At 68.0% G+C, this 10,734-nt stretch carries 10 protein-coding genes; 8 read left to right on the top strand and 2 right to left on the bottom strand.

Annotation, left to right across the window (positions count from 1 at the left end; genetic code table 11):
• Positions 1-89 precede the first annotated feature (89 nt).
• The 8 genes from DK459_RS13520 to DK459_RS13555 all read left to right on the top strand — a co-directional run bounded on the left by DK459_RS13520 (position 90) and on the right by DK459_RS13555 (position 7,175).
• Positions 90-1,598: an aldehyde dehydrogenase gene (locus DK459_RS13520; protein WP_024068327.1), complete on the top strand. Its 1,509-nt coding sequence runs from the start codon at positions 90-92 to the stop codon at positions 1,596-1,598.
• Between the two features lie 68 nt (positions 1,599-1,666).
• Positions 1,667-2,548 (top strand): transporter, encoded by an 882-nt coding sequence (locus DK459_RS13525; RefSeq protein ID WP_054444360.1) that lies wholly within the window; start codon positions 1,667-1,669, stop codon positions 2,546-2,548.
• 31 nt (positions 2,549-2,579) lie between these two features.
• Positions 2,580-3,770 (top strand): amine dehydrogenase large subunit, encoded by a 1,191-nt coding sequence (locus DK459_RS13530; protein ID WP_054444361.1) that lies wholly within the window; start codon positions 2,580-2,582, stop codon positions 3,768-3,770.
• Positions 3,767-4,324 (top strand): MauE/DoxX family redox-associated membrane protein, encoded by a 558-nt coding sequence (locus DK459_RS13535; RefSeq protein ID WP_020926901.1) that lies wholly within the window; start codon positions 3,767-3,769, stop codon positions 4,322-4,324. Before DK459_RS13530 ends, DK459_RS13535 begins: the two co-directional genes overlap by 4 nt.
• 20 nt (positions 4,325-4,344) lie before the next feature.
• The gene (gene mauD / locus DK459_RS13540; protein WP_020926902.1) at positions 4,345-4,983 is read left to right on the top strand and encodes a methylamine dehydrogenase accessory protein MauD; all 639 of its coding nucleotides are present in this window, start codon (positions 4,345-4,347) and stop codon (positions 4,981-4,983) included.
• A complete protein-coding gene (locus DK459_RS13545) occupies positions 4,967-5,482 on the top strand; it encodes a methylamine dehydrogenase light chain (RefSeq protein ID WP_006387810.1) in 516 nt (171 codons plus the stop codon). Before mauD ends, DK459_RS13545 begins: the two co-directional genes overlap by 17 nt.
• Entirely contained in the window at positions 5,479-6,054 is a 576-nt protein-coding gene (locus DK459_RS13550) for a cytochrome c (protein WP_227740218.1), read from the top strand. The genes DK459_RS13545 and DK459_RS13550 overlap by 4 nt, the downstream gene beginning before the upstream one ends.
• Positions 6,055-6,203: 149 nt before the next feature.
• On the top strand, positions 6,204-7,175 hold the full coding sequence (locus tag DK459_RS13555) for a helix-turn-helix domain-containing protein (RefSeq protein ID WP_006387812.1): 972 nt from the start codon (positions 6,204-6,206) through the stop codon (positions 7,173-7,175).
• A gap of 36 nt (positions 7,176-7,211) precedes the next feature.
• Here the strand turns inward: DK459_RS13555 and DK459_RS13560 are convergent, their stop codons facing one another.
• A complete protein-coding gene (locus tag DK459_RS13560; protein WP_006387813.1) occupies positions 7,212-7,886 on the bottom strand; it encodes an epoxyqueuosine reductase QueH in 675 nt (224 codons plus the stop codon).
• A 98-nt stretch (positions 7,887-7,984) separates the two neighbouring features.
• Positions 7,985-10,734: bifunctional [glutamate--ammonia ligase]-adenylyl-L-tyrosine phosphorylase/[glutamate--ammonia-ligase] adenylyltransferase (glnE, locus tag DK459_RS13565; protein WP_110134886.1), on the bottom strand; the 2,750-nt coding region annotated here is incomplete at its 5' end.

Raw genomic sequence — 10,734 nt, forward strand, 5'->3', positions numbered from 1 at the left:
CACCGGGACAAATCGCCATGCACGGGCGGACAAGCGAACGCGATGGGCCGTTGCTATGCTGGCCCGACACTATCCGTTGGAGCTTTCGCATGTCGTCCGCCCGCCCCTCCGCCAGCGTTTCCGCCACCGGCCGTCCGGAATTGGCTGCCATCCGGGAATACATGATCGTCGACGGCAAGCCGCTGCGCGAGGGGCAGGGCGATCCCATTCCCGTCCACGATCCGGCAACCGGCGAGATCATCGCCATGCAGCTGGACGCTGGCGCGGCGCAGGTCGACCTGGCGGTGCAGGCCGCGCGCCGGGCGTTCGCCGGTGGCCCTTGGCACGAGATGCTGCCGGCCGGACGCGAGCGCCTGCTGCTGAACCTGGCGGACCTGGTGGAACGCCATGGCGAGGAACTGGCGCGCCTGGAGACCCTGAACAACGGCAAGCTGCTGGGCGTGGCGCAGGGCCTGGAGGTTGGCTCCGGCGCCCAATGGCTGCGCTACATGGCGGGTTGGGCCACCAAGCTGACCGGCGACACGCTGGCCCTGTCGATCCCGTTCCCGCCCGGGGTGAAGTACAGCGCCTACACACTGCCGCAGCCGGTGGGCGTGGTGGCCGCGATCATTCCGTGGAATTTTCCGCTGCTGATGGCGATCTGGAAGATCGCGCCGGCGCTGGCCGCCGGTTGCACGGTGGTGCTCAAGCCGGCCGAGGAAACCCCGCTGACCGCCTTGCGCCTGGCCGAACTGGTGCTGGAGGCGGGGTTCCCGCCGGGCGTGGTCAACGTGGTGACCGGCCGTGGCGAGACCGCTGGCGCGGCGCTGGTTGCGCATCCCGGCGTGGACAAGATCGCCTTCACCGGCTCCACCGAAGTCGGCAAGCTCATCGGCCGCGCCGCCATGGACGACATGAAGCGCGTCTCGCTGGAGTTGGGCGGCAAATCGCCCGTCATCGTGCTCGATGACTGCGATGCGGATATGGCGGCACAGGGAGCCGCCGCCGCGATCTTCTTCAACCAGGGACAGGTCTGTACCGCCGGCTCGCGCTTGTATGTGCAGAAAGGCTTGTACGGCAAGGTGGTGGAGCGGCTGGCCGACCTGGCCAGCGGCATGAAGCTGGGTTCCGGCTTTGCCCCGGATACGCAGGTCGGTCCGCTGGTGTCGGCCCGCCACCAGCAACGCGTGATGGACTACATCGGTATCGGCCGCGCCGAAGGCGGCAAGGTGCTGGCCGGCGGCGAGGCGGGCGAGGGCGGCGGCTATTTCGTGCGGCCGACCGTGTTCGCGGATCTGCCGCAGGACGCCCGCATCGCCCGCGAGGAGATCTTCGGGCCGGTGGTGGTGGCCCAGTCCTTCGACACGCTGGACGACGCCGTGAGGCTGGCCAACGACAGCGCCTTCGGGCTGGGCGCCAGTCTCTGGAGCAACGACCTGGCGCGAGTCCAGCGGCTGATTCCGCGCATCGACGCGGGCACGCTCTGGATCAACACCCACAACATGCTGGACCCGAACATGCCGTTCGGAGGTTTCAAGCAGTCCGGTGTCGGCCGTGAACATGGCCGCGCCGTCCTCGATCTGTACCTGGAGAAGAAGTCCGTTTGTATCGCTTATTAGACTGACGGCCGCGCGGGACAAGCCGGGAGATACCGGCGCGCGCAGGCTGCGCAACCAAGGGGAAGTGCATGGCAGGCAAGACCATTTGCCGGGCCCGGGCGCGCACAGCATTGCTGCTGGCGTGCCTGGCGATGGCGCAGACGGCATGGGCGGGAGATCCCAGCGCGCGCGACTGGATACCCGCGCCGGTGGGCACCAATATCATCGCCGGCTACCTGTCCGGACTGCGTTCGTCCGGGCTGTACTCGGCCGGCAAGCGCGTCGACGGCGCCTCGGTGGACGTGGACGCGCTGATCTACCGCCAGATGCACTATCGCGAACTGTTCGGCAAGACCGTGCAGTTGGAGTTCATCGTGCCGATGTCGCGCACCACCATGGAGATGCCGGGCGCCTCGCGCGATCGCCAGACCGGTATCGGCGACGTTACCTTGGGTTCCGCGATCTGGCTTTACAACAATGAGCAGACCAAGACCTGGTTCGCCTGGGAACCCTTCGTGGTGGTGCCGCTTGGCCGCTACGACGGTTCGCGCCCCGACACCTCGCCAGGCAAGAATCGCTGGTCCACGGTCCAGGACTTTTCGTTCGTCAAGGGCGTGGGCGAGTCCACCTTCCTCGAGGCCATCGCCGAAGTGGAAATCTACGGACGCAACACCGACTGGATGAGCCAGACGCTCAAGAAGGATCCGTCCTTCCGCTTCTTTGCGCTGGCTTCCACCAACCTCACGCCCGACACCTATACGGGCATACGCTACCGCTATGAGACCGGCGGGCGCGAACGCTCCAGCGGCGAAACCGTGAGCAGCCGCGCGCGCAACCACCAGCTGGCGCTGGAGCTTACCCACCAGATCAACGACGCCAACCAGATCCAGATGCAGTACATCCACGACCTGAAGGTCGAGAACGGCCCGCGCATGCGGGGCGTGCAGATGCGCTACGTCTACGCCTTCTAGGAGCAATGGACATGACACCAGGAGAGAGCCAATGATTGCGCTTTGTGCCAAGGGCAGCGCCGGGCGGGCCGGCAAGTGGGCGCTGTGCGCGGCGCTGGCCGCCGCGGCCGGGCTTGCCCGCGCCGACCTGCCGGTCGAGGAACTCAAGGGCGGCACGCGCCTGCCGCCGGCCACGCCGCATCGGTTGTACGTGATGGATGCGGTGTTCAACCACCTGGTCGACAGCCGCATCAACATCTATGACGGCGATACGATGAAATTCCTGGGGCTGGTGCCCTCGTCGTTCAACGGCCACATGACGGTGTCGGCGGACGGCAAGGACATCTACATCATGACCACCTACTACGAGCGCCTGAACCGGGGCAAGCGCACCGACGTGGTCGAGGCCTGGGATGCCGAGACGTTGACGCCCAAGTATGAGGTGCCCATCCCGGAGAAGCGCGCGCAGGCGTTGAATTACCGCAATTACCTGCAGCAGAGTTCGGACGGCGGCCTGCTGTTCGTGCAGAACGCCACGCCCGCGTCGTCGGTGACGGTGGTCGACCTGAAGACGCGCAAGTTCGCCGACGAAGTGACCGCGGCGGCGGGCTGCTGGAGCATCATCGTGCCGCCATCGCGGCCGCGCAGCTTCGCCAGCATCTGCGGCGACGGCTCTTTCGTCATGGTCGACCTTGATTCCGCCGGCAAGCCATCCGGCCAGCAGCGCAGCAAGCCGATGTTCGAGGTGGAGAAGGACCCGATCTTCACCCATACCGACCGGTTGGGCGACACCTTCTATTTCGTCTCGTACAACGGCAACGTCTACAGCGCCGACTTCAGCGGCGCCGAGGCCCGCTTCGGCGAGCGCTGGTCGCTGCTGGACGCTTCCGGCAAGGATCGCGGCTGGCGCCCCGGCGGCTACAACCTGCTGGCGGTGAACCGCGCCAGCAAGCGGCTGTACGTGGGCATGCATCCGAATGGCGCCGAGGGGTCGCACAAGACGCCGGCGGCCGAGATCTGGGTCTACGACCTGGCCACGCACAAGCGATTGGCGCGCATCCCGGGCAAGAACGCGTTGTCGATGTCGGTGTCGCAGGACGACAAGCCGCGCCTGTTCACCATCGACGGCGGCAACGTCAACGTCTACGACGCGGCGCCGGCCGCGCCGGTGTTCAAGGGCACCATCCAGGGCGCCGGTGAAACCGCCTTGCAGGTCGAACCGCAACCGGGAGGCACGCCATGACCGATCCCGTCCTGCTCTATGCCGCCAGCGCCGCGCTGGCCTGCGTGCTGCTGTTGGGGGCATTGGAAAAGCTCAAGGACATGGCCGCGTTTGCCGCCGCCGTGCAGGCCTATGAGATCGTGCCGGCAGCGTTCGGTGGCCTGTTTGCCTGGGGCTATGTGCTCGCCGAAGCGCTGGCTGGCGCCTTGCTGCTGGTACCCGGCCTGCGTTCGCCGGGGGCGGCGCTGGCGCTGCTGGTGCTGGCGCTGGCCACCGCCGGCGTGGCGGTGAACCTGGCACGCGGCCGCCGCGACATCGATTGCGGCTGCGGCGGTCCCGCCATGCGCGGCGCGGCGGCGCGCGGCGCCGGCCTGTCGTGGTGGATGGTGCCGCGCAACGCCTTGCTGGCGTTGTGGACGCTGCCGGTTTTCGCCGCGGCGCAGGGCGCGTCGCGCAGCCTGCAGTGGGCCGACGCCGCCTCGGTGTTCGGCCTGGCGATGAGCGCCGTGGCCCTTTACTTCACCGCCAATCACCTGCTGGCCTCGCACCTGAAGCTGCGGCAGCTGCACATCTAGGAACAACGGAGAGACACGATATGGAAGCCTTGATCATTTCCAATTTTCTGCTGTGGGGCGTGGTGCTCTGCCTGCTGCTGGTCATCCTGGCGCTGTCGCGCCAGATCGGCGTGCTGTACGAACGGGTGGCGCCGATGGGGGCCCTGACCATGGACAAGGGGCCGGCGGTGGGCGAGGCCGCGCCGCGGTTCGAGCTGGCCGACCTGCTGGGGCGGCGCCTGACCATCGGCGAACGCGGCCAGCACAGCCAGTTGCTGTTCTTCCTGTCGCCGACCTGCCCGGTGTGCAAGAAGCTGTTGCCCATCCTGAAGTCCGTGGCGAGCACCGAGAACGCCTGGCTGCGCATCGTGCTGGCCAGCGACGGCGAGATGCCCGAGCACCTGGCGTTCTACCGCCAGGCCGGCCTGGAGCGTTTTCCCTACCTGCTGTCGACCGAACTCGGCATGAAGTTCCAGATCAGCAAGCTGCCTTATGCCGTGCTGATCGACGAGTCCGGCGTGATCCGCGCCAAGGGCCTGATCAATTCCCGCGAGCAGCTCGAAAGCCTGTTCACGGCCAAGGAGCTGGGCGTGGCCTCGGTACAGGAATTCCTGGCCGGGAGCGCGCTGCAGGAAACCCGTGTTTCACGCAAGGAGAACGGCAATGCTCTGGCTGGATAAGCTTGGCGAGCGCGTCACGCGCTCCGTCGCCCACACCACCTCGCGCCGTAGCGTGCTCAACCGCATCGGCCGCGTGCTGGTCGGCACCGCCTTCCTGGTGCCGGTGCTGCCGGTGGCCCGCTCGGCTCCCGCGGCGGCCAGGAAGCCGCAGACCGATGAGACCGCTTGCGACTACTGGCGCTATTGCGCGGTGGACGGCTTTCTGTGCTCATGCTGCGGTGGCAGCATGACCTCGTGCCCGCCGGGCACCTCGCCGTCGGCGGTATCGTGGGTGGGAACCTGCCACAACCCGCTCGATGGCAAGGACTATCTCATCAGCTACAACGACTGCTGCGGCAAGACGGCCTGCGGCAAGTGCATGTGCGCCTCGGCCGAGCGCGAGCGGCCCGGCTACCAGATGTTCCTGCACAATGACGTCAACTGGTGCATGTCGAACGAGTCGTCCATCTTCCATTGCACCACCTCCGTCATCGTGGGGTTGGCCAAGAAGAAGCCATGAACGTCATGGCGGCAAGGGCTCGCGGCGGGGCGCGCCGGCGGCGGGGCGCCCGGGTTGCGCTCGCCTGTGCCATGGCCATCGTGGCGGCGGCCGCGTCCTTCGGCGCGGCCGCCGGCGATCCCGTCCCCGCGGCGGCGCCAGACGCCCCGGGCGCGGCCGGCGCCGGCGCGCTGTGGCAGGCCGCTCGCGCCGACTACATACTGCAATGCGCAGGGTGCCATCGGGTCGACGGGCGCGGCAGCACACCGCACGGCATTCCCGATTTCCGCAATTCGGTGGGCGCGTTCACGCACCTGCCCGCGGGCCGCGAATACCTCATCCGGGTGCCGGGCGCCGCCTATTCACAATTGAACAATGCCGAATTGGCGAACGTGCTGAATTGGCTGCTCCACACCTTCAGCCCGGCGCAACTGCCGGCAGGGTTCCGTCCGTACACTGAAAGCGAGGTGGCGGCGGCCCGGCCACGCCGATACGACGACGTGGTGCCGGTACGCCACGGCCTCGCGCGTGAGTTGGGGGCGCTGGGTTTTGCCCTGTCCGACTATTCATATGGCAGCGCCCGCAAGCCCTGAGGCGCGCGTTGTCGGGAGCGCCGGCGCGGAGGGTGCCCGGCATGCTGGATTGCGGTTGCGTCCTAGGGGTTGTCACCGATACTCCGCGCCCGGGGCTCGGTGATAGAAAGAATACCGCCACTTGTTCCATGCCGCGCGCCGGAGTCGCCATGTCACCCCCCCTCGTACGCAGCGCGCCCCAGCAGTTCCTGGATTGCGCCAGCTGGAAGGAAAACATCAGCAACACGTTCGTGCCGCTGGAAGTGTCGGCCGCCGATCCCAAGCACTTTCGCAGCAGCGTGGCGGTGGATGCGCTGGGATGGATGCAGATCTGCGAAATGCGCACGGGGGCCCAGCGCGTGCGGCGCACCCGGCTGCTGGCCGAGCGGGCCGAGGCATCCGGCTACAAGGTGACGCTGCAGCTCGACGGCCGCAGTGAAATCCGCCAGGCCGCGCGCACCGCCTTGCTGATGCCGGGCGAATGGGGCATCTACGACACCACCCGGCCGTACGAGGTCGATGTCGACGACAATGCGCATTTCCTGGTAATGCAGGTGCCCGCCAAGCAGTCCGAAGCCTGGCTGCCGGCCATGCGCAACGCCGTGGCGCGCAGCTTCAGCGCGCGCCATGGTTGCGGCCGGATGGCCATGGATCTGCTGCGGGTGGCCCTGAGCGAACACGCGCACCTGTCCGAAAGCGCCGCGCGCGACGCCGCCAACGCGGTGATGCAGATGATGGGGCTCGACATCAGTGAGCGGGCGGGCGGGGGCGGGGCGCAAGACCCCGCCGAATTGCGGCAGGCGCAGTTGCGGCGGGTGCAGCAGTACCTGATCGAGAACCTGCATGACCCCGATCTGTCGCCGGCCACGGCGGCCGAGGCGCTGCGCGTGTCGCGGCGTTATCTGTACAACCTGTTCGCGCAGGCGGCCACCACGCCGGCCGACTTCATTCTCGGCGCGCGGCTGGAGCGTTGCCGCGACATGCTGGCCGACGCCGCACAGACCGCGCGGCAGATCGGCGAGATCGCCTTCCGGCATGGGTTCTCGGACGCGGCGCGCTTCAGCCACGCGTTCCGCAATCGCTATGGGGTGTCGCCGTCGGAATACCGGCGCCAGGGACGCCGGACGGACGAGCCGGACTGAGCGGCCGGGCGGGGCCGGCGCGGACCCACGCAGGCCTTAAAGCTCTTCCGCGTTGATCAGGTCTTCCTTGCCGTAGAACTTCACGCCGATGTGGATGCGCTCGCGGCCCTGCGCGCGACGATGGCGGTTGGTGTCGCGCAGCGAATAGACGCAGCCGCAGTATTCCTGCTGGTAGAAGTTCTCGCGCTTGCTGATCTCGATCATGCGCGACGAGCCGCCGCCCTTGCGCCAGTTGTAGGTCCAGTAGACCAGGTCGTCGTAGCGCGCGGCCGCGCGTTCGCCGCAGCCGTTGATCTGGTTCATGTCCTTCCAGCGCGAAATGCCGAGCGAGCTGGTGATGGTGTCGAAGCCATGCTCGTGGGCATACAGCGCGGTGCGCTCGAAGCGCATGTCGAAGCAGGCGGTGCAGCGCTCGCCGCGCTCGGGGGCGTCTTCCATGCCCTTGACGCGCTCGAACCAGTTGTCCATATCGTAGTCGGCGTCGATGAATTCGATGCCGTGCTGTTCGGCGAAGCGGATGTTCTCCTGCTTGCGGATCTCGTATTCCTTGACCGGATGGATGTTCGGGTTGTAGAAGTAGATCGCGTAGTCGATGCCGGAAGCCGTCATGGCTTCCATGACTTCGCCGGAACAGGGCGCGCAGCACGAGTGCAACAGCACCTTGCTGCGGCCGACGGGCAGGTCGAGTTTGGGGCGCACGAATTCGGACATGGTCAAAGCGGGCAATGAGGCGGAAAACCCCTTATTTTACGCCGAGTTGCCGTGACGGCGGGTGGCGCGTGGCACGGGGAGGGGGCGTCCCCCGTTGTTCAGCCCAGCACCGCATCCCACAGTTCGCGCACGGCCGTGCGCTCGGCCTGCAACTGGTCCGGCGCCACGCGCGCCTTTTCCACCCCCTGCATGCGCAATTGGTGCTGCACGCGCCGCAGCGTGCGGTAGGCATCGCCCGCGCGCGCGGCCAACGCCGGATCGATCAGCCCGGCCTCGCCGGCCAGCCGCAGCAGGGTGATGTTGCCCAGGTTGCGCACCAGCACCGGGTGGGTGCCGGCATGGCTCAGCACCAGGTACTGGGTCACGAATTCCACGTCGACCATGCCGCCGGCGTCGTGCTTGAGATCGAACCGGTCGGTGCTGTTCGGATGGCCGGCGTTGATCTTCTGGCGCATCGCCAGCACTTCCTCGCGCAGCTTGGCGGTATCGCGCGGCATCACCAGGATGGCTTCGCGGATCTGCTCGAAGCGCTGGCCGACCGCGGCATCGCCGGATGCGTAGCGGGCGCGGGTCAGGGCCTGGTGTTCCCAGGCCCAGGCGTGCTTTTGCTGGTACTGCTCGAAGGCTTCGACCGATACCGCCAGCAGCCCGGCGTCGCCGTCCGGGCGCAGGCGCAGGTCGACTTCATACAGCCGGCCCGACGAGGTCATGGTCGACAGCCAGGAGGTCATGCGGCGGCCCAGCTTGGCGTAGACCTCGGCGGCGTCCTCGCGCGCATCGTCATACAGGAACACCAGGTCCAGGTCGGAGGCGTAGCCCAGTTCCTTGCCGCCCAGCTTGCCGTAGGCGATCACGGCGAAACGCGGTTCGGCGCCCGCGACCTTGTTCACCAGCGGCCAGGTGCGGCGGATGGTTTCCGTCAGCAGCAGGTCGGCCAGCGCGGATAGCTGGTCGGCGAGCTTTTCGACCGTCAGCTCGCCCTCCAGGTCCTGCGCCAACAACTGGAAGCTGGCCTGGCGCTGCACGTCGCGCATCAGGTTCATCTGGCGCTCGATGTCGGGATCGCCATCGGGCAGGCGGCAGGCGTCGAGGTCGGCGGACAACTGGCGCGCGATCTGGGCGAAATCCAGCGGTTCGAACAGCGTGCGCCAGTCGATCAGGCTGTCCAGCAGCAGCGGATGCTGCGTCAGGTACTGGGCCGCCCACGGGCTGGCCGCGACCATGCGCGCGACCCGCGCCAGGGTGTCGGGGTATTCCGCCAGCAGGGCCAGATAGGCGCTGCGCTGGGCGATTTTCTCGATCAAGTCGAACAGGCGCACGGCCGCGTCCAGCGGCGCGTCGGTCTGGCGGGCGGCGCGCAGCGCGGCCGGCAACAGCGTTTCCATGCGGCGCCGGCTGCTTTCGGGCAGGCTGCGCACGCGATGGCTACCCAGCAGCGTTTCGGTGCGGCGCAGCAGGTCGTCGGCCTGCTCGCCGAAGGCCTGGCGGATCTGCTCGGCCAGTTCGCATTGCTCGTCGCTTTCGTCCGCGGTGGTTTCTTCGGTGGCATCGGCGCTGTCCGCCTTGTCCATGCCGACCATGCGGAATACGTTGCGGAAGGTCTGCGAGACGAACTGGCGATGCGCCGCCAGCGTGGTTTCGAAATCCTGCGCGCTCATGCCGAGGGCGGCGGCCAATCCGGCGCGCAGCGCCGGGTCGCCCGGCAGGAGATGGGTCTGTTCGTCTTCCCGGTATTGCAGCGCGTGTTCGGTGCGGCGCAGGAACCGGTAGGCATCCTCCAGGCGGCGCGCGTCTTGCGCCGGAACCAGGCCGGCGACGCATTCGGCGTGCAGGGCGGGCAACAGTCCGCGTTGTTGCAGTGCCGGCATGCGGCCGCCGCGGATCAACTGCGCCAGTTGCACCACGAATTCGATTTCGCGGATGCCGCCATCGCCCAGCTTGATATTGTTGGCGCTGTCGATGCCGTTGCGGGCGGAAGCCCGCCGCTGCCAGTCCTGGCGGATGCGCTCGCGCAGGGCGCGCAGGGCGGCCAAGGCGTCGAAGTCGAAATACTTGCGGTAGACGAAGGGCACGCGCAGGCTTTCCAGCTGACGGGCCTGGGCGGCGCTGTCGCTTCCCTCGAACGCCCGCGCCGGCATCAGGCGCGCCTTGAGCCATGCGTAGCGTTCCCATTCGCGGCCCTGGCCGATCAGATAGTGCTCCAGCGCGTCCAGGCTCCAGGCCAGCGGGCCGGCGTCGCCGTCGGGACGCAGGCGCAGGTCGGTGCGGAACACCTGGCCGTTGGCGTCGACCTCGGACAACACCGGCATCATGCGGCGCGTCAGGCGGCCATAGAACTCGTGGTGGCTGATGCGGCGCGGGCCATCGGTGTCGCCTTCCTCGCCGTACAGCATGATCAGGTCGATGTCGGAGGACACGTTCAGTTCGGCGCCGCCCAGCTTGCCCATGCCCACGATCAGCATTTCCTGGGGCAGGCCGGTGGCCGGGTCGCGCGGCACCCCGTGCACCTCGGCCAATTCGGCGGCCACGCTGCGATAGGCGGCGGCCACCGCGGCATCCGCCAGCGCCGTCATCGCGCCCACCACTTCCTCGAGCGGCGCCTGGCCGGTCAGGTCGCGCACGATCAGCGTGCTGAAGACCCGCTCGCGCAATTTGCGCAGCACCTGGCGGCACAATTCCACCGGCAGGATGTCCGGCGCGCCGGGGCCGGCCAGCTCGGCCTGCCAGTGCGCCAGCCGTTCCCGCGTGACGGGTTCCCGTACGGCGTCTTCCAGCCACGCGGCCAGGTCCGGATGGGCATCGAGACGGCGGCGCAGGTGGCCGGACCAGGCAAGGGCGGGGGCGAACA

The sequence above is a fragment of the Achromobacter sp. RW408 genome, from assembly GCF_003184165.1.
In the GTDB taxonomy this organism is placed as follows: Bacteria; Pseudomonadota; Gammaproteobacteria; order Burkholderiales; family Burkholderiaceae_B; genus Achromobacter; species Achromobacter xylosoxidans.